This window comes from Alteromonas sp. MmMcT2-2, from assembly GCF_022348305.1.
GTDB lineage: Bacteria > Pseudomonadota > Gammaproteobacteria > Enterobacterales > Alteromonadaceae > Alteromonas > Alteromonas macleodii.
In genome coordinates this window covers 79,558-99,575 of the sequence record NZ_JAKRFA010000013.1, presented here as the reverse complement: position 1 = coordinate 99,575, position 20,018 = coordinate 79,558, and the positions used below count along the sequence as shown (strand labels likewise).

Below are 20,018 nucleotides of genomic sequence, written 5' to 3'. Positions count from 1 at the left end.
GATCAAACTCTTCAATTAAATATATCGAAATATGAATCGTCGTTGTGACACTCTTAACGAGTGCCCACACAGATTGTCTTGTCTAAATTTTTAAAGAACGTTACTAGCTTTTGCTAGCTGCCTCTCCCGAAGCGGATGCGTATCTTACAGCGCATCTTTTTTTTGTCAACAACTTTTGTTTATTTATTTTTAAACTTGATTTTTGACATCCTCATCAGTTGTTAGCGTTTTGCTGTTCCCTGTTGAGGAGGCGCGCATTTTACGCATTACTGTAGCATCGTCAACACCCTTTTTTAATTAAATATAAAAAAAGCGACCGTTCGGTCGCTTTTTAATCTATTAGTACATTAAGCATGCGTTTACGCTTGAATATCCTTATCCTATCAGCTCAAAAAAGCATATCCTCTTTATTATTGAGCGGCGACATCTGATTATTGCTACGTAATTATTCCTGCTTATTGTCTACACTTTCATTGCTTTTCTTTTTATCGGCATTGAAGTCTGCATCTTCTTCATGATCGCCCACTACATCGTTTAACGTTACTTTCTCGACGGTACGGAAAGTATTGATAGGCCCAGCTAACGCATATAGTGCAAAAACAAGGAACAATACTAAAGCGGGTTCTGTTGCTACAACAACGAATATCAGGAGAACTAAAAGAAGGCCTACAAATGGAACTTTACCGTGCCAATTAACTTCTTTGAAAGAATTGTATTTAAAGTTACTCACCATCAGCAAACCTGCCAAGCCAGTTACTGCAGCAACTATTAAACCATAATCGGTACCAACAGCATCATACTCAACTCCAACCCATACAAGACCAGAGACAACTGCCGCAGCAGCCGGACTTGCGAGACCTTGGAAGAAACGCTTATCGGCAATACCAACTTGCGTATTGAAGCGAGCCAAACGAAGAGCTGCACCCGCTACATATATAAAGGCCGCTAACCAGCCTAACTTGCCCAGCTCAGTTAACCCCCAATTATAAGCAACAAGTGCAGGTGCCATTCCAAATGAAACCATATCTGCCATTGAGTCATACTCAGCACCAAAGTCGCTTTGCGTGTTCGTCATTCTTGCCACACGCCCATCTAAGCCATCAAAAATCATAGCAACAAAGATAGCCACTGCCGCGGCTTCGAACCTGCCGTTCATTGACGAAACCACAGCAAAGAAACCCGAAAACAACCCTGCTGTTGTTAATAAGTTGGGAAGTAAGTATATCCCTTTACGTTTTTGATCAGACATATGTCCTCATACTTCTACATATACAATTGCACTAATTATTTCATAGATATGCAGGAACGCATAGCAAAGTAAAAAGACTGCCTCGTTCCTTTACATAGCGCCGTTGCAAAACGTTATTAGCTTTGCATTGATTACACGTACTCCTACCACAATGCCGGCGCTTGGCTTCTATTTATTCAGGACCGCGTATGCTCACGATTAAACAAACAACTAATAACTAAGTATACGGTTATATACCTTAAATAGCTCACCGTTCATATATCATACAAGTCCATGTTGAAATTAGGTACTACCAAGTTTGTGTTCACATAATGTGCGCACACATCACTCGGCGTGTACTTGAAGTGCTTTGCGCTTCATATATAGGAAAGCAATTATGCGAACGCTACAAAAAACGTTTTCTTTGCAAACTGTACTATTACTTTCCACAGCTTTGCTATCTACCCTGAGTGCTAATTCAGCATTCGCTACCTACTATAAAAAGCAAAGTTATTCTCACTGTGGGTCATCGAGCCAAAGCAACGAACAAAGCAAAGTATGTAACTCTCCGTTGGGAGAATACACTTACGATCTAGTCGATGACAAAGTGACACAAACCAATCAGACGAATAATTCCTTTGTTCAAATAGACGGATTAAATATTAATATGTCCGCCTTTTCTGACACACAAGGAGTTACCGGCGAAACAGTCGTTGGCGCCAAGTTAGAAAAAATCTCAGATAAATGGGCTTACGGCATAACAAACAATGATGAAGCATACTATCGCGACGGTGCCGACCACGCCATTGACAATATCAACTATTACTCTCAAGGTAGCGCGAACGCTTATTACAGTGGTATGACTAACGTTGAACGTGACTATGACTTCGTGTTGTTATCGTTCGACTCTGCGGTGACACTAACGGGCGCAAGTTTTTCATGGCTTTACAGTGGCAGCGACAGCCAAGTATCTGTTGCAGCACTAAGTAATACTTCGAAACTAACCTCAGGTGTTAACACGTGGAGCGATATTGTCGCTAACGCCTTAACTTCAGCCTCATTTGATATTGAAAACTGTGAATATTTAGATCACCGCGCTGACTTTACTTTCACTGAGTCCGCTCAATATTGGTTGGTTGGCGCTTATAACACCGTATTCGGAAATATTGGCGGCCATGTAGGTAATGATGCCTTTAAGCTTGCTAATGTTGGCTTCTCTGTAACAGAGTCTGCCGGTACGCCAACGCCAACAGAAGTTTCTGAACCTGGCACCATTGGCTTACTCATGGCTTGTTCACTTCTCGTGATGTGGCGTCGCAAAAAATTCATTTGAAGAAATTAGACTTTAGATCACTAACAGATTGAAAAATCTGTCAGTTTTTTTTACCCTCTCTCATATCGTCCCTTTTCAAATTATAACATTAACTTAAAAATCATAAACTTAAACAAACTGGCACGAAATAAGCATAACATTAGAAATAATCATCTAATTTTGCTTTTTGGGTAGTTCAAAATATGAAGTTTTCTACATCGCTGACAATACTATTACTTGCTGTTAGTTCATCAGTTTTCGCTACAGATTCAAGCCTCAACAGTGCAAAGTATGATGCACAATACACACTCGCCAATTCTAATGGCAGCGCTAATTACTCACAAACGACCAATGCGCAAAACAGCAATACCTCAATCGAGATCAACGGCGTTACAGTTGATGTAGGAATCACTGCTTGGTCAAACTCTGCAGGACACGCCGACGACAAACTTGCCCAGGGCAATATTCAAGGTTGGTGGAACTGTACGCTTGGTAATAATGGTTGTACTTTAGCAAATAGACACGTTGGCTACGGAATTAAAAATAGTGATTATTCTTGGAGAGGTGATAGTCACGCAGTTGATAATAGCGGTGACGGCGGTGGCAGAGATTTTGATATGTTCTTACTGTCATTTAGCGAGTCAGTGACTCTTGAAAATGCAGCCTTCACTTGGGTAGTCGGCGACAATGATAGTAAAGAAGTTACTGTTGCGGGTCTTAATAGTATTGCGGCATTTGAGAGCGGAGCCAACTCAACTTGGAACACTGTTACAAGCGCTATTGTTGAGAATACACTAGGTCACTATGGCGTAGGTTCAAAAGGCTCAAACGGTTTGTACGAATCAACATTTACGAAGCTAACTGGTAGTGCAAAATACTGGTTAATAGGTGCATACAATACCATTTTCGACGATAACGCTAAGAGTAACTTTAACAGCGTACAATTAAAACTGTCTTCCATTGGTGTGTCAATGACTCAACCAACCGCAGAAGTTAGTGAGCCTGGCGCCCTAGCACTGATGGGGTTGGGTTTAGGTCTTGTTCTTTATAGACGTAAGCGCCGCGTTTAATTGTTTAAAAACGCATAGAAAACACGTATCTTTAGAAGGTGGCTTAGGCCACCTTTTTTTATGCTATTTTTAAGCCAGCGGCTAGGCTAAGTTTCGAAGGTATATATGGATTTTTTTAATAATAAAAAGCGTGTTGTACAACGCGCTATTGTCTCTGCAGTTGCCTCATCATTAATCGCTTTTAACAGTTTTGCTTCTACGTCAGAAGACTACGAAAAAGCACTGACCGCGTTTAATCAAAACGAATACGACGAAGCCTATATCCACCTTAAAAACAGCTTACAAAAAGATCCTGAAAACCTTGCTGCAAAAATCCTAATGGGCAAAATACTGCTTATTAATGGCTACTTAACTGCAGCAGAAATGGAGTTTGTAGAAGCGTTGGAAATGGGTGCAGATATCAACCTTCTGGCAGAGCCTCTCGGCAACACTTGGTTGTTTTTGAACAGGTACCAAGAAATTGTAGACTTCTCTGATCTAAACAAACTGTCAGGTGATGCAGAGCGCGAGTGGCTGATGATACGTGCAACTGCATGTATTAGACTGCAAGACGAGTCGTGTGCTCTACGTGATTACAATACAATCGTTTCACGCACGCCTAATTTTGTACCTGCAATAAATGGCTTAGCCTCCATTGCTCTTCAAAATGAAGATTTATCCAAAGCGACCTCGCTTATCAATAAAGCCATGTCGTTAGAACCAAAAAATGCAATAACATGGCGATTGAAGGGGCAACTTGCATACCGACAGGGTGATACAGACGCTGCAACCGCACATTTACAGAAAGCGCTGACTTTTAATCGAGACGATCCCATTGCATTACGGAATCTTGTTGATTTGTATTTAGAAGCGAAAGACTACGACACGGCAAAACTGTTCGTAGATGAGATAATCCAAGATACACCCAATGATCCGCTGGCCATCTTACTTAATAGCTGGTTACAAAGCAGAGACAACCAGCAAGCTATCGATAACGAAAAACTAAAAGAACTTAACGACTTCATGGCTCAACTGGATCCTGAGCTTATTACCTCACAGCCCATGTTGCTTTACATAAGTGGTTTAACTAACTTCTTTAATAACAACATGGAAACAGCCGCGAAAGATTTTAACGCTTATTTGCAACAAGAGCCTGATGACTTACAGGCGGTATTGATGTTGAGCCAAGTTTACATGGCGACTCAACAAGATAAACAGGCCCTTGCCCTGCTTGAACGTCATCAGGATGCGTTAATGGAAGACCCAGACTCAGCACTGCTTTTAGGTGACTTATTTATTCGCCAAAACAAAGCCTTTAAAGCCGAGCGACTTTTGCAAAATCTTGAATATAAATACCCGAATGAAAACAAGCTCCAGCTATTTAAGATTAAATTAATGGCTGCCAGAGGTAAACAAGATGAAGCGCTATCGATTCTTGAAAATAACTTATCTACCTACAAGGATAATGCCGGCTTTCTTTTCACTTATTCATTGATGAATTTACAAGCTCAGCAGTTTAAGAATGCATTAAAAGGCGCTGACTTACTAAGCGCTTTGTTTCCAAACGAAGCAGAAGTTTTCAATCTTAAAGCCGGTATATTGATTAGACAGGGTCGATTAGAAGAAGCCAAGGTCAACATAGAAAAAGCGCTAGCGCAAAACCCGACACTTTTCCCTGCGAAATTCAATTTAGCAGCCACGGAAAGCCGTTTAGGAAATGTCGATAAATCTAACCTGCTAGTAGAAGAGTTACTTGCTCTGTCTCCCCAACATAATGAAACGCTGATGCTGAAAGCGTTCAATTTAAACAAAGCAGGAAACCTAGAAGAAGCTAAGCAAATTTATCTCGATATATTGACGCTCACACCTTCAAATACTGGAGCGAGAGAGCGCGTTTCGTCTTTGTATCAACAACAAGGCGACACAAAAAATGCGCTCTATCACTTAGACCTCTTAATCAAAGACGATTTCGACAACGCCGATTATCTCCTTCGAAAAGCAGCGCTTCAGTTAGAAGCAGGTCAACGTGCCGATGCAGAAAAAACGCTAAGTATTGTGAGGAATTTTATCAATGACGATGCCGGCAAGCTTATCGCATATGCTGACCAAGCTCGAAGAGTTGATAATGATGAAAACGCCTTAGACGCCATGGCCCGAGCGTATGAAATAGCGAATACAAGTACGTTTGTCACGTTGCGCTATGTGAGCCTACTGCTCGACATGCAAAACAACGACAAAGCACAATCATTGCTAACAACCATTCCCGCAAACCAACAACAAAATCCGCTTTATTATTTCTTGAAAGGCCGATTGGCAGCAAATAAGGGAAACAGTGAACGTGCTATCAAAGAGTTCGAAAAAGCGTTAGATGTAGACGCTACTTTTGCACAGGCTTTTGTTGCCATTTACAACTACGCACTGAACGATCAGTTCGTCGATGTATTCTTGAATACGGCAAGAAAACTGGTGAGCGAGAATGAAAACAATCTGCTGGCAAAAAACCTGTTGGCGCAATACTTATTCTTCATTCAAGAGTTCGATGAGTCGATAGCGCTTTACAAGGAGCTTGTTGAGCAACCAAACTTACTCAACCCTGCTGAGGCTTACAATCGCCTAGCGATCATGCATATCGAGAAATCGCTAGTCACTGCAAAAAACTATGCACGTCAGGCCTACGAGCTTCAACCAAACTCAGCAAAAATATTGGATACCTACGGTCACATCAAAGCGCTACAAGGAGACTATGAAGGCAGCCTTAAAATGCTGAGGGATGCGTTCGCCAGAGACGCCAACGACCCAAATATTCGCTATCACCTGGGCTACACGCTAGCCAAGCTCAATAGAATTGAAGAGGCGAAAAAAGAGTTAGAATATGCAGTAAAAGTGGAACGCCCTTTCTTTAAGCGTCCTCAAGCAAGAACGCTGTTAGAGAGCCTATAAGGCTCTCTTCGCATGCAGCTATAGGCAGCACGAACAATTGCGTTTGTGCTTTTCCATTTTGCCAATACCAGGGTTAAACGTATTGGTTGGATCTAAGTCTTTGTAAAATTTCTGCAAGTTACTTTCGGCTTCATACAAATGACCTACATTGTGTTCAGCCGGATACTTAGCGCCACGACTGTCTAATAGTGCCAACATATCTGCTTTTACTTTTTTGGCGTCGCTGCCTTTTTTAAGTATGTAATCTTGATGAAAGACATGGCAGAAAAAATGTCCATAATAAAGTGACTTTTCAACGTGTTTGGCGATGTGCTCAGGCAGGTTCTCTACCCATAAATCATCGTTGCGGCGCAATGCGATGTCCAATGCTAAGATGTCTCCTACTTGCTTATGGTGTAACGTTTGATAGCGAACCGCGGCGCCAGCTGCAGCAAAACGTAATAAAAACGCCTTAGACGCTTCTTCTTCATTACAAGTAATGAAGTCACCATCTAGCTTCTCTTCGTTAAACAGCTTGGCCAAAAGTGTTTTAACCTCTTCGATGCCACCATCGCTCATTTTAAGGATTAGATGATGCTCGTACTTGTCGCGGTAAGTTCTTATACTCGAGGGTATTTGGTCAGAAAAGAACTTACTACCGAACTGCATCAATCTGTCGCTTAGGTAAGGAGGAAGCAGAGGTAACTTGTTGAGCACGGCATCCACCCGCCCTTTAAGTGCAAACATTTTAGGTAGCGAGTCAGTTCCCAAACGCTGAATACTTATAATCGTATCTTTCCCGTAAACATCTGCAATATCGAACATTTCTCTATGAAGATATTCACCTACTTCAGGAACGTTTTTACATTGAGTCAGTATGTCTCTGCGAATACGAGTAAGTACAGAGGCATCATTCGTACCGATATAAAACGTTTGTTCTTCATTAGGCACTTCGAATGTATCCAAACGCACCGCGAACACAGCAATTTTACCTGCGCATCCACTGGCTTCGTAAAGCCGTGTTGGATCGGCATTAAAGCGGCTCGGCGTATCAGCATTTACGTCTCTAACGATGTGTTCATAATCACTTGCCGACGCTTTCATACTGGTTTCAGGTAGAGATTTTGGAAAGTTGCCAGAAGAAAGGTTTCCGATAATTTCTTCTGGCGTGTCGCCTAAATCTATCCCTAGGTGATTAACAAGCTTTAGCTCTCCGCTTTTATCCACCTGAGCGAACAGCGATAACTCAGTATAGGCAGGTCCCCTTTTGACAAGTGTCCCACCTGAGTTGTTTGCAACACCACCGACAATAGACGCACCTAGGCATGACGACCCAATTACAGAGTGAGGCGCACGCCCGAGTGGCTTTAGTGCCTTTTCAAGTTTGAACAGTGTTGCTCCCGGAAAGCTCAATACTTGCGTTCCGTCGTTAACCAGAACAATATCGTCCATTGCTAACGTATTTATAACCACCACTGGTCTATCGTAGTCGCTTCCACTTGGCGTTGAGCCTTCGGTCAAGCCGGTTTTCGCGGCCTGCATAATAATGATGCAGTTATATTCAACGCAAACCTTTAGCACTTCCCAATATTGCATTAGCGTATGTGGAAAAAGTACAGCCAATGCTTCGCCTTCGCCTGACCGCCATCCCTTGCGATAGTGCTCAGTTTGGCGCGTTCCTACGGCAAGGTTGCTTTCCCCGAGTACGCGTGTAAAAGCGTCAATAATTGGGGTTGTTTGCATGTATAACTCCTTAGAACAGTGCAATGCGTATTAAAAAATTAATTTGTGCCGACTAGTGGACCACCGACTTCAAACACATAAACCCCCAACCATACTAAAATACCTGCAAATACAACGTAATATATAGTTGGGATAATAGTCTTTCTTAAAGTAGCTCCCTCTTGCCCTATTAATCCTACCGTTGCCGACGCAGCTACAACATTGTGTATTGCAATCATATTTCCGGCAGCCGCACCAACGGCTTGCGCTGCGATAATTAGTGCAGGTGACAATTGAAGGCTTAGTGCTGCTTCGAACTGAAACTGGCTGAACATCATATTTGATACTGTATTCGAGCCTGCGATAAATGCACCTAATGCACCAATAGTAGGGCTAATTAATGGGAAAGCTTCGCCAAACATATTGGCGAACAATTGCGCGCCAGCTATCGGCATACTGACGATGTCGGCGCCATTCACACCTGAATTTATAAAAAGCCTAACCATAGGAATTGTGAACATCAATACAAAACCAGCACTTAGCAACGTTTTGCTGGAATCATTGAAAGCCTTAAACAACACTTCTCCCTTGGATACCTTTTTACTTTGAATGATTACTGCAACCAATGCACCTATTAACAACAACCCACCAGGAAGATATAGCGGACTGATTGATGCACTTACACCCGTTTCACCCAGTATGTTGTCAAATGAGAGTGTCAGCGACGTAGTAAATTCTTTTATTGTTGGAAACACTCTGGATATAACGAGCAAAAGTGCAACAACTAAATAAGGGACCCAAGCCGTAACCCAATGCATGGCCTTTTGTGACGTTATGTCGTCTGCTTTTATTTCCAAATTACCCAGCCAACCTTTGTCCCATGACGCTTTCGGCGGGAAATCCCATGTTGTTTTAGGCATCAAGAAACCATTTTTAGCTGCAGTAACAACCACTGCCAAGCTCACCAATCCTCCAATCAACGATGGAAATTCAGGGCCTAATACAATGCCGGTAAATACGTAAGGAATGGTAAAGCTGACGCCTGCGAATAAGGCGAAAGGTAGAATTTGTAACCCTTCGCGCCAAGACTTGTTGGAGCCAAAAAAGCGAGTAAGCATTACAGCCATTAAAACTGGCATAAATGAGCCAATAATTCCGTGGATAGTTGCCACTTCAGAGGTGATTAGTTGAATAAACTGCTCCCATTGCCAGCCTTGAGCCTGCAAAGTCTGACTGATCGCTTGGCCGTCTAAACCTTTGTTTACACCAATGACAATAGGCGTTCCCACCGCGCCGAAAGAGACGGGTGTGCTTTGGATCATCATACCAATAAGTACGGCAGCCAATGCTGGAAAACCGATGGCAACAAGCAAAGGAGCCGCTATAGCGGCCGGCGTGCCAAAACCAGAAGCACCTTCAATAAAAGTACCGAAGCACCAAGCAATGATTATTGCCTGGACTCTTCTATCAGGTGAAATGTTGGTGAAACCCTGGCGGATAACATCAATTGCTCCAGTATATTTCAATGTGTTGAGCAGAAAAATTGCACCAAATACAATCCACAAAACAGATACTGTAATCACTAAGCCTTGTAGAATTGAAGCGCCCACCCGTACTGCCGACATATCCCATGCTAAAAGTGCCATAAGTGCTGTACTTGCTAATACAACTGGCATTGCTCTTTTCGCAGACCACTGTAAACCCAATAGCAGCACTGCTGAAAGCGTTATAGGTAACAATGCTAATAATCCAAGGGTTATCTCATTCATGAGTTTTCCTCTTATTATAATTAGTTAATTATTCGAGTTTCTAACGTTAGAAACTCGATGTTAATGCAGGGTTAAAATTTAGGTATGCGACTGTACTAATTTCTCACGTGTTGATATATATGCATTAAAGACAAAGTTTATTTCCATTTTTGGACTAATAGTGGCAAAAGCAGACGATATTATCCTTTTTGTGAACGTAGTTGATGAAGGCTCTTTTTCAAAGGTCGCTCAAAAACTCAACCTAACTAATTCTGTAGTAAGTAAGCGTATCGCACGATTAGAGTCAGATTTGAACGTTCAATTGCTTTACCGCTCTACACGAAAGCTCAATTTAACTGATGCAGGAAGAACACTGTACAATAAGGCGAGAATCGCCAATTTAGCCATTCAAGACGCAGAAGATGCCGTCAGTGGTTACAGTGATGAAGTGCGTGGAAAAATCCGAATTACTATGCCCAATGTATCGGCAAAACTGGTCTTAAATCGCGCAATTGCCGAGTTTTGCAATTTACACGAAGAGGTGGATGTAGCGCTTGCAATTACCAATCGCGTTACCAATATCATTGAAGAAGGCTACGATCTCGCCATTCGTACAGCCCACCTTGAGGACTCCTCTCTTATTGCTAAACGCCTTATAGATTCAAAATGGATAGTATGCGCAAGCCCCACATATCTTAAAAACAAAAGCCGCCCAAATCATCCTGATGACTTAACTGAACATAATTGTTTAATTTACAAGTACGATAGCACTGGCCCAGACTTCTGGCCGTTTCATATTGAAGGAGAGCTTCACAACGTTCAAATTGGTGGGCGAATACAGTCAAATAACTTGGATGCGTTAAGGCAAGCCGCTATTGCAGGTGTGGGTGTAGCATTTCTTCCCAAGGCATTAGTGCATGAAGATATCGAAGATGGGGCGCTTTCGCCTTTACTTGTCGAGTACGTAACTAAGACTATGGGTATTTATGCCGTTTATCCTCGTTCGCGTCAGCCTGACAAAAAGCTAAAGCTACTGGTCAACTACCTTCAAGAGGCGTTTGGCAATAGAAGCGCCTATTTTTATTGATAAACATTGAAGTAATCTCCGTTTACATCAAAAACATGGCGCTAAACATAATTGAAGCGATCTTAAAACGCGAACTTAGCTGACGCTTGGATGTAATTGGAGTCAATGCTGTCTATGTTGTCATCATTGATAGAATAAGCACCAAACTCTAGGCCAACATCAAGACGCGGCGCTACCGTTTCAATTACATTCACCGCCCAGTGCGAACGTTTGCGCCCCAAAATATCTGTTTTAGCTGCTCCATAAAATACAGTGCTGCGGAGGGTTTCAGTCCAAAAATGGCGATACGCTACGGTATAAGCCAGCGTACTTTCCGTTTCCAATGTTTGAGTTGCAGGATCCTCAACAACATCAGCAGTCATGCCGGCCGCAGCATACCGACCGGGCTTACCCGCGGTTAATTGAAAACGTAGATCATCTTTTGCAAAAAGTGGTATTTTGCCTGCGATATTTACTGCTGCTGTAACTTCTTCAACCCCTCCTTGATCGACAAGTCGTATTACAGAGCCGAAAGCATATTGCCCATATTGACTATCTAAATTGTATCGTACAACAAAGTCGGGTGTAGACTCATCAGGGTCAGCGGCTACACCTGTAAGCCCTACGGCATTGGCAGGTGCGTCGGTATCACCATCCCCAATGGTCTCTGGGCTTTCGATGGCAAATTGCCAGTTTCCTGAGGTGTATCTAACCTGAACTTGCCTTGCAAACACTTCTCCTACATGAGGACCACCAAAATCTAACGACTCAGGAATAACGTGAAGCGGCATAAAGGTGCTCCAGTTTTGACCCGCACTCCAGTTCTTATAGGTGATGAAGAAGTGGCGTAATCGCAAGTTGGTAGAGTTACTTACCGCTTCGTTGCCCCCTCCGCCATACATATCGACCTCTATAAAAGTACTCACCTCCCCTATAGAAACGCCCATATTTAAGCGTGACTCTCCTACATTGAAACCTGTGTGTGATGTCTCTATTGCTTCCCCGCCAGGAAAATTACCAATCCAATAATCCTGATAAGCAATATCCCCTTCAACATGCCTGACATCTACTTTGGCATAACCTCCAACACTAACCTTAACGTGTTCGTTACCGACCTTCCCGTTGAACAACTCTATGCCGTGAGAAGGGTTAAGAATTAGCGCTAATGCACAAGCAGATAAGCGTAGGGTGTATTTGTTGTTTGTTTTCATTATTCGTCCTAATAGCTGAAACTATTTAACATGTCGTTAACGGGCGGATAATGTATTCGTTCGTGCTCAGAGGATAAACCGAGTTTAGAATATTAACTTTTTCCTAAATTCGCATAATCAGAGGTTTACTTTTTGAATGTTAATTGTGTAAAGAGATGAAGAATATTGAGCATAAATCGCTCAATAGAAAAATAATAAAAGGCTACTTGTTGCTAATACTATAAATGAAAGTAATGATATTGACTGAAGTGCCTTACCCCAACTTTGCAAAAACCAACTTAAACACAAAGACAAAGAAAACACGGTAAGTGCAGACATAATAGTATCTGCAGGCGAGAATGTCGCTTGATTTACACTCAATGCAAATACGGCAAAACCAGTACCTATGGCACCGACTGCGCTCACAATCATGCATAATATGAAATGCGCACAAAGCTTAGCTATATCTCGGGGCATTGAGCGCACAGAAACTACCGCTTCGTTTGAATTATATAACTGCATCGCAACCTCTTAACCCTCTCAACAATAAGTTAATGATAATCGTTATTATTATTAAATCAAGAAAATTAATTAGCTGTATTAGGAAAATTCATTAAACAAGAAAGCGTAATCTGTCGCTATTCGACCAGTGGCTTTTTGGTAAATCGTTTTTTGTTATGAAGCTGCCGATTAATGGTCTTTCGCGGAATCTACTGGCAATAAAAAAGGCACTGTCTCCAGTGCCTTTTGGTTTTAATTGCTGACAACGAAAAGTCCGCTGTCATCTGCATCAATACGAATGGTTGATTCCGGTATTAATTCGCCAGCGAGTAATTGATGCGCAAGTGGATTTTCCACCTGCACTTGTATCGCTCGCTTAAGCGGACGTGCGCCAAACACTGGGTCGAAGCCCGCGTCCGCCAATTTATCCATAGCCGCAGCAGACAGAGTAAGCTTATATCCTTTTTCTGCGAGCCTAGCGCGAAGCGAGGCAAGCTGAATTTTAGCAATAGATTTTATTTGCTCCTTCCCTAATGGATGGAATACCACAATATCATCGACGCGGTTGATGAACTCCGGTCTGAAGTGTTGCCCTACAACACTCATTACCGACGCTTTCATATCGTCATACTGACTTTCGTTGTGCTTATCTTGAATGATATCTGAACCTAAGTTGGACGTCATGATCACAACGGTATTTTTAAAATCTACAGTACGTCCTTGTCCGTCAGTCAACCGGCCGTCATCTAGTACTTGAAGCAGAATATTGAATACATCTGGATGTGCCTTTTCAACCTCGTCCAACAAAATGACCGAGTATGGCTTGCGACGCACCGCTTCGGTTAAGTAGCCACCTTCCTCGTAGCCAACATAGCCAGGAGGTGCACCCACTAAGCGTGCTACCGAGTGTTTTTCCATAAATTCTGACATATCGATACGCACCATGGCATCTTCAGTATCGAACATAAAGCCTGCCAAGGCTTTGCAGAGCTCAGTTTTGCCCACGCCAGTTGGCCCTAAAAATAAGAATGAGCCAATAGGTCGATTTGGATCCGCAAGCCCAGCACGTGAACGGCGAATTGCGTTTGAAACCGCTTCAACCGCTTCTTCTTGTCCAACAACCCGTTTGTGAAGTACGTCTTCCATACGCAACAACTTCTCACGCTCGCCCTCAAGCATTCGCGCTACAGGTATACCCGTCCATCGCGAAAGCACATCTGCAATTTCAACGTCCGTCACTTTATTTTTGAGTAACGTCGTCTCGCGAGTTTCGTTTTCAGCCGCTTGCTCTAACTTTGCTTCAAGCTCTGGAATACGGCCGTACTGAAGTTCCGACATGCGATTCAAATCAGATGCACGTCGCGCTATTTCCAAGTCAAGTTTAGCCTGCTCAAGCTCCCCTTTAATGGTTTGAGTGCCCTGCATGGCGTCTTTTTCATCCAGCCACACTTTCTCAAGCTCTGCGTACTTGGTTTCCGCTTGCTCACGCTCTAACTCAATCATCTCAAGTCGCTTATGACTCGCATCATCTGTTTCTTTGGCCAGAGCTTGCTCTTCCAATTTTAGCTGGATGATACGACGCTCAAGACGATCCATCTCTTCGGGCTTGGAGTCTATTTGCAATCGAATGCTAGACGCAGCCTCGTCTATAAGATCAATGGCTTTGTCTGGCAATTGGCGGTCGCTAATATAACGATGCGACAAACTTGCCGCTGCAACGATAGCGGGATCAGTAATATCTACCGAGTGATGGAGCTCATAGCGCTCTTTTAAGCCACGCAGAATAGCAATAGTGTCTTCAACGCTTGGTTCTTCAACTAATACCTTTTGGAAACGACGTTCAAGTGCTGCGTCTTTTTCAATGTACTGACGATATTCATCCAGTGTTGTAGCACCAACGCAGTGAAGTTCACCACGGGCTAACGCAGGTTTAAGCATATTACCTGCATCCATCGCTCCATCGCCCTTCCCTGCACCTACCATGGTGTGCAGTTCGTCAACGAATAAGATCACGCGGCCTTCTTCTTTAGCCAGCTCATTAAGCACTGCTTTAAGGCGTTCTTCAAACTCACCGCGATATTTAGCTCCCGCCACTAACGCGCCCATATCAAGGGCAAGAACACGCTTGTTCTTTAAGCCCTCAGGCACTTCGCCATTAATGATGCGCTGAGCCAACCCTTCAACAATAGCCGTTTTACCCACACCCGGCTCACCAATGAGTACTGGGTTGTTTTTGGTTCGACGCTGCAGTACTTGAACAGTTCGGCGAATCTCATCGTCTCGACCAATGACCGGGTCGAGCTTGCCTTGTTCTGCTCGCTCGGTTAAATCTGTCGTGTATTTTTCAAGCGCTTGACGTACATCTTCAGCATTAGGATCCGTGACCTTCTGGCCACCACGCATGTCGTCTATTGCGCTTTCAATAGCTTCTTTAGTGATATTCAGGCTTTTGAGGATTTCCCCCAAGCGCCCTTTATCTTGTAGCGCCGCTAGAACAAAGATTTCTGAAGTGATGTATTCGTCTTTTCGCTGCTGCGCTATCTTGTCACAAAGATTTAGCAAAATGCCGCTGTCTTTACTTAATTGAACATCTCCCCCAATGCCTTCAATACGAGGTAGGCGCTCAATAGCTTGGCTCAGTGCTGAGCGTAGCGCATTTACATTGATGTTTGCTTGGTCAAGCAAAGGGCGTACTGACCCGCCTTGCTGATTTAGCATGGCAGTCATTAAATGGACAGGTTCAATGTATTGATGATCTCGCCCCAATGCGAGTGATTGAGCATCGGATATTGCGAGCTGAAATTTACTGGTAAATCTATCTAGTCTCATAATCTCAACCTAATTAATGAACAACTATACCTGCGTTAACACGCCGCGATTACGAACATTTTAACTCTCGCTGAGTGGGTAATGCTCTATGCGGAATGGCATTCTTTATGTTCTAGTTATGTAGGCTGCTCAATTGCGATTCAAGTATGAGATTAAAAAGTTAGCCAAAAAGATAACAAATAATGTATGAAGTTTGATCTAGCGCAACTGTTTGATCAGACTAAAACTGCCGCCTTTTTTCGAAACAATTTAAAGCAGGCCTATTACGCTAACTATACGCCCAGTCGTGCGCTTGTTTTGATGCGTAGCTCTTCGATGGGAGTAAAAACGCTGTTCGTCAGTGTAAGTGCACAAGTTACTTTGTGTAATATTCTCAACGCCAGCTTGCTGCAATTGCACCTGTGCCACTAGAGGCAGATCTAATAAGTACTTCCCTCTATCAGAGCTATTGGCAATGGCACCGTCTATATGGCGAAACTTACTCGCCAACTGTGCATCAACTTCGTAGCAGGGCCCGCTGATTGCAGGACCAACCCAAGCGATGAGTTTTTTTGCATCGCTGCCAAAGTGTGAAACAGCACTTCCGATAATGTTAGTATCGAGACCTTTCCAACCAGCATGTACTGCCGCCACTTCTTGACCGCTTTCATCACACAATAAAATGGGCACGCAGTCTGCGGTCATTACCGCACAAAAATGCGATGTTGAAGAAGAATACGACGCATCAGCGGTGGTATCTGCGCTCGGCAATGACACCACGCGGTTGCTGTGCACTTGCTCCAACCATGTGATCTTTTCACTATGTGGAATCAGGCGTCTATTGGCTTTCACTAGTAGGAGGTCGTCCCCCACGTGGGCGCCAACGTTTAAACCTGCAAAATCCCCTATGCTTGTACCTCCCATTCTTGTCGTTGTGTATGCAACAACATTTGCGGGACATGACCACGCTGGCGTAATCAAATCCAGCGTGGATGATATAGGTGAATTTGCATCTGACAATGTCATAAGTTCGCCTTACTCATTAAAGCATATCTTGTGGATTGTCCGCGGTGTCTTTTTTCACGGCTTTAAGCAAGTCCTGCATATCTTGAGGTAGGGGAGCTTTCCACGTCATCCACTCTTCAGTTTCAGGGTGAAACAGCGAGAGCTGTGCGGCGTGCAACGCCTGACGTTGGAATCCGCGAAGCGCAGCGATAAATTCTTCTGACGCCCCTTTAGGAAGACGAGGACGCCCGCCATAAACTTGGTCGCCAAGCAAAGGATGCTTAATGTGGGCCATGTGTACGCGGATTTGGTGCGTACGGCCAGTTTCAAGCTTCAAACGCAGGTGCGTGTATGCGCGAAATTTTTCGATAACACGAAAATGAGTGACCGCTGGTTTGCCCATTTCACGTACTGCCATATGCGTACGTTTTGTTGCGTGTCTACCAATAGGCGCATCTACAATACCACCAGCTACCATCGTACCTAAGGCAACGGCTTCGTATTCACGACTCATTTCCCGACGTTGAAGTTGGTCAACAAGATGCGTTTGAGCAGGAATTGTTTTTGCTACGACCATTAACCCCGTCGTGTCTTTGTCAAGGCGATGGACAATGCCCGCACGTGGAACTTTGTCTATCTCTGGACAATGATTTAACAAGGCATTTAGCACGGTACCGCTTGGGTTTCCTGCACCTGGATGCACAACCAAATCAGCAGGTTTGTTTATGACTAGGATGTGTTCATCTTCATAAACAATGTTTAACGCGATGTCTTGCGCTTCGCTCGTTACTTGTACATCCATTTCGGCCTGTACAGTAACAAGTTCATCCATTTGCATTTTGTGGCGAGGCACGGTGATTACTTCACCGTTTACAGCAACATTCCCATCTTGGATCCAAGTTTTTAGCTTAGAACGAGAATATTCAGGGAACAAATCAGCCAAAACCTGATCTAACCGTAAACCAAAATGCGCAGCTTCCGTTGAAGCTTCTAATTGTATTGTGTTCGGCGACTGTGTCATAACACCATTGATTACGTTTAAAAAAGGGTATTATAACAAGTATTCACGCTGTACACTGCCTTGTTTACGTTTTTGTATGGTTTTTCTCATCGTTAGTACGTTAGAATGCAATTAAAGTGTTGTTGTTTAACACATGAGCTTAGACAGCGAAGTATTAAAACTGTTTAGCAGGAAAATAGAATTATTATGAAATCATTTCGTCTACTGGCCCCCGTTTTATTGGGTGCTATGGTATCTGTCGCAGGATGTAGCTCTTCAGATAATGAAGAAAAAGCCGTATTAGCTAACATGGGTGCGCAGCAACTGTACGACAGAGCAAAGCAGAGCATGGAAGTAGGTAACTTCAGCGCTGCAGCACAAACGTTAAGCGCGCTAGATTCGCGCTACCCGTTCGGTCCCCTATCCCATCAGGTACAGCTAGACCTTATTTATAGCTATTATAAGTCAGGTAAAAACGAAGAAACGCTTGCCACTATCGACAGATTTATTCGTCTGAATCCAAACCATTCAGATGTTGATTACGCGTATTACATGCGTGGATTAACTAACATGGAATCAGATAGCAACCTTTTCCAAGAGTTAATGAATATTGACCGCACGGATAGAGACCCGTCGAAGTCTCGTGCTGCGTTTGAAGATTTCCGTAGACTGATTCAACAATATCCAGATAGCAAATATGCCGCAGATGCGAAGCAGCGCATGGTTCATATTAAAGACCGCTTGGCTCGCTATGAAATCGCTATTGCACGTTTCTACATGAGACGACAGGCTTATGTCGCTGCAGCAAACCGTGGTCGCTATGTTATAGAGCACTTCCCGAATACCACTCAAGTGCAACAAGCACTCGAAATCATGGTTTCAAGTTATGAGCAGCTTGGCCTAGATGAATTGCGTAACAATGCGATGAAGACACTAAAGCTTAACTACCCTGACAGCGAATTTATTAGCTAGATTTGGCTATTCTGTTTTGCTAGAGCTTTATGCAACCAATAAAAAAACGCACATTTGTGCGTTTTTTTGTATCTGGATGTCACATATTGACTGCGTTCGCTTGATAGATTACTAGCGGAAAAACAAGTGACTAAAAGGGTTTAACAATCTTGCAAGGCCCGAAGTAAAGTGCAATGGCTGATCGACAATGCTAAATACAAGGCAGCCTTCTTTACCTTCGGATTTTGGCGTGTGCGTTTTATCACCATCCATGAAAATAAAGTCGCCGGTATCATAACGACTTAGCCCATCACTGAACTCACCATCAATGACTAATGTATATTCCGTACCACGGTGCGTATGCTCAGGTACACTACCGCCACTTCCCATGAAGATAAAGTTAGCTACACCTTGGTTTCCAAGGTCAACTGGCGCCTGCCACAGCTTCCCGACCAAACTTGACCAGTTACCTGTTTTATCAATGTAGCGGTGAAGCGTTCTGGGTACAGTGAATACTCTTCCATCTAACTCGATGGTATTTACACTTGCCTGCGCCCGCAAGGCCGCCCGCTTCTTTACGGGCTCACGATACGCTGTGGGCTGTTCCATCAAAGTGTTATTTTGTTTCGATGATGGGAGCTGCGTAATTTGGGATAGCATGTCACCAAACTGAAGCGACATTTCAGCTTTGTCGCTTGCGGTTGAATTGACGTTCGAAACCATTTGAGCAGCAAGACTTTCCGTTTCAATTTCAACAAAACGCTGACATTTTTCACACATGTCACAATGTGCAGAGACCATCAGTGATATAGCAGGTGACAATGTGCCCTCAACAAAATCTTTAAGTTGCTGGGCACTTGGGTGAAACCTAATCATTATCGTTTAACATGACCTTTAATCGTTGAAGTGCCAAACGTGTCCGCGACTTTACTGTACCTAATGGAATTGAAAGCTCATCGGAGACTTCTTGTTGTGACTTGCCATCAATATAGATAGCTTCAACCACTGCTTTCTGTTTTACAGGTAATGATTCGAACAAATGGCCAATCTGCTCTAAAGTAACTTGTTCGTCGAGTGGCGCCTCGTTTGCATCGGCTGTTTGCTCGCATAAAACTGGCCATAAATCGTCAGAACAAACATCCTCTTTCCTATTCCGCAGCTTTCGAAGCATATCAAAGCGGATGTTACGCGCAATTGTGAAAATCCACGTTGACGGAGAACCTTTTTCTGCATTGAACAGGTGCGCTTTCTGCCACACATTTGACATAGTATCTTGTACCAGTTCCATGGCCAGTGCCTCATTACCCATCTGTTTGAGTGCATAAGAGCGCAGCCGAGGCGCGAAATAGTTGAACACTCTTGCAAATGAGCGCTTGCATCGGGTGTCTGCAACCGCGACAAGGTAATCAGACATTTCAGTTGCACACTCTTTAGGCTTGATTGTGCTGTTGCTTTGTTCCAAAGGAATTCCAACTAACATAAGATTCGTCCGCTTTTCCGTTTTGGTTGTATCATTCTA

Annotated in this window: 15 protein-coding genes; 5 read left to right on the top strand and 10 right to left on the bottom strand. The window is 43.4% G+C overall.

Annotation, left to right across the window (positions count from 1 at the left end; translation table 11 throughout):
- Nucleotides 1-445: 445 nt before the first annotated feature.
- Nucleotides 446-1,249: a CDP-diacylglycerol--serine O-phosphatidyltransferase gene (gene pssA, locus MHM99_RS10090; protein WP_061095445.1), complete on the bottom strand. Its 804-nt coding sequence runs from the start codon at nt 1,247-1,249 to the stop codon at nt 446-448.
- A 376-nt stretch (nt 1,250-1,625) separates the two neighbouring features.
- On the opposite strand from pssA, the gene xdp1 (MHM99_RS10085) reads away from it, so the two are divergent.
- From xdp1 (MHM99_RS10085) to prsT, 3 genes are all read left to right on the top strand, one after another.
- Nucleotides 1,626-2,561: an exosortase-dependent surface protein XDP1 gene (gene xdp1 / locus MHM99_RS10085; protein WP_239219203.1), complete on the top strand. Its 936-nt coding sequence runs from the start codon at nt 1,626-1,628 to the stop codon at nt 2,559-2,561.
- 182 nt (nt 2,562-2,743) lie between these two features.
- On the top strand, nt 2,744-3,610 hold the full coding sequence (gene xdp1 / locus MHM99_RS10080) for an exosortase-dependent surface protein XDP1 (RefSeq protein ID WP_239219201.1): 867 nt from the start codon (nt 2,744-2,746) through the stop codon (nt 3,608-3,610).
- A 105-nt stretch (nt 3,611-3,715) separates the two neighbouring features.
- Nucleotides 3,716-6,529: an XrtA/PEP-CTERM system TPR-repeat protein PrsT gene (prsT, locus tag MHM99_RS10075; RefSeq protein ID WP_239219199.1), complete on the top strand. Its 2,814-nt coding sequence runs from the start codon at nt 3,716-3,718 to the stop codon at nt 6,527-6,529.
- Between the two features lie 18 nt (nt 6,530-6,547).
- Here the strand turns inward: prsT and dld are convergent, their stop codons facing one another.
- The gene (dld, locus tag MHM99_RS10070; RefSeq protein WP_239219197.1) at nt 6,548-8,251 is read right to left on the bottom strand and encodes a D-lactate dehydrogenase; all 1,704 of its coding nucleotides are present in this window, start codon (nt 8,249-8,251) and stop codon (nt 6,548-6,550) included.
- 38 nt (nt 8,252-8,289) lie between these two features.
- The gene (locus MHM99_RS10065; RefSeq protein WP_239219195.1) at nt 8,290-9,999 is read right to left on the bottom strand and encodes an L-lactate permease; all 1,710 of its coding nucleotides are present in this window, start codon (nt 9,997-9,999) and stop codon (nt 8,290-8,292) included.
- A gap of 160 nt (nt 10,000-10,159) precedes the next feature.
- Between MHM99_RS10065 and MHM99_RS10060 the strand changes: the two genes are divergently transcribed.
- On the top strand, nt 10,160-11,065 hold the full coding sequence (locus MHM99_RS10060) for a LysR family transcriptional regulator (RefSeq protein WP_239219184.1): 906 nt from the start codon (nt 10,160-10,162) through the stop codon (nt 11,063-11,065).
- 62 nt (nt 11,066-11,127) lie between these two features.
- On the opposite strand, the gene MHM99_RS10055 is transcribed toward MHM99_RS10060, so the two are convergent.
- The 5 genes from MHM99_RS10055 to rluD all read right to left on the bottom strand — a co-directional run bounded on the left by MHM99_RS10055 (nt 11,128) and on the right by rluD (nt 17,569).
- Complete coding sequence (locus MHM99_RS10055; RefSeq protein WP_239219182.1) at nt 11,128-12,255, bottom strand: DcaP family trimeric outer membrane transporter; 1,128 nt, start codon at nt 12,253-12,255, stop codon at nt 11,128-11,130.
- 180 nt (nt 12,256-12,435) lie between these two features.
- Nucleotides 12,436-12,756, bottom strand: coding sequence for a hypothetical protein (locus tag MHM99_RS10050; protein ID WP_187447344.1), 321 nt, complete (start codon nt 12,754-12,756; stop codon nt 12,436-12,438).
- A gap of 231 nt (nt 12,757-12,987) precedes the next feature.
- A complete protein-coding gene (gene clpB, locus MHM99_RS10045; RefSeq protein WP_014950068.1) occupies nt 12,988-15,564 on the bottom strand; it encodes an ATP-dependent chaperone ClpB in 2,577 nt (858 codons plus the stop codon).
- Nucleotides 15,565-15,813: 249 nt separating this feature from the next.
- Nucleotides 15,814-16,569, bottom strand: coding sequence for a peptidoglycan editing factor PgeF (gene pgeF / locus MHM99_RS10040; RefSeq protein WP_187447346.1), 756 nt, complete (start codon nt 16,567-16,569; stop codon nt 15,814-15,816).
- Nucleotides 16,570-16,585: 16 nt separating this feature from the next.
- Complete coding sequence (gene rluD / locus MHM99_RS10035) at nt 16,586-17,569, bottom strand: 23S rRNA pseudouridine(1911/1915/1917) synthase RluD (RefSeq protein WP_014950071.1); 984 nt, start codon at nt 17,567-17,569, stop codon at nt 16,586-16,588.
- Between the two features lie 186 nt (nt 17,570-17,755).
- On the opposite strand from rluD, the gene MHM99_RS10030 reads away from it, so the two are divergent.
- Nucleotides 17,756-18,520: an outer membrane protein assembly factor BamD gene (locus tag MHM99_RS10030; protein ID WP_014950072.1), complete on the top strand. Its 765-nt coding sequence runs from the start codon at nt 17,756-17,758 to the stop codon at nt 18,518-18,520.
- 111 nt (nt 18,521-18,631) lie between these two features.
- On the opposite strand, the gene MHM99_RS10025 is transcribed toward MHM99_RS10030, so the two are convergent.
- Nucleotides 18,632-19,375 (bottom strand): ChrR family anti-sigma-E factor, encoded by a 744-nt coding sequence (locus tag MHM99_RS10025; RefSeq protein ID WP_049586615.1) that lies wholly within the window; start codon nt 19,373-19,375, stop codon nt 18,632-18,634.
- Nucleotides 19,368-19,979, bottom strand: a complete 612-nt coding sequence (locus tag MHM99_RS10020; RefSeq protein ID WP_049586614.1) for a sigma-70 family RNA polymerase sigma factor — start codon at nt 19,977-19,979, stop codon at nt 19,368-19,370. The genes MHM99_RS10025 and MHM99_RS10020 overlap by 8 nt, the downstream gene beginning before the upstream one ends.
- Between the last annotated feature and the right edge of the window lie 39 nt (nt 19,980-20,018).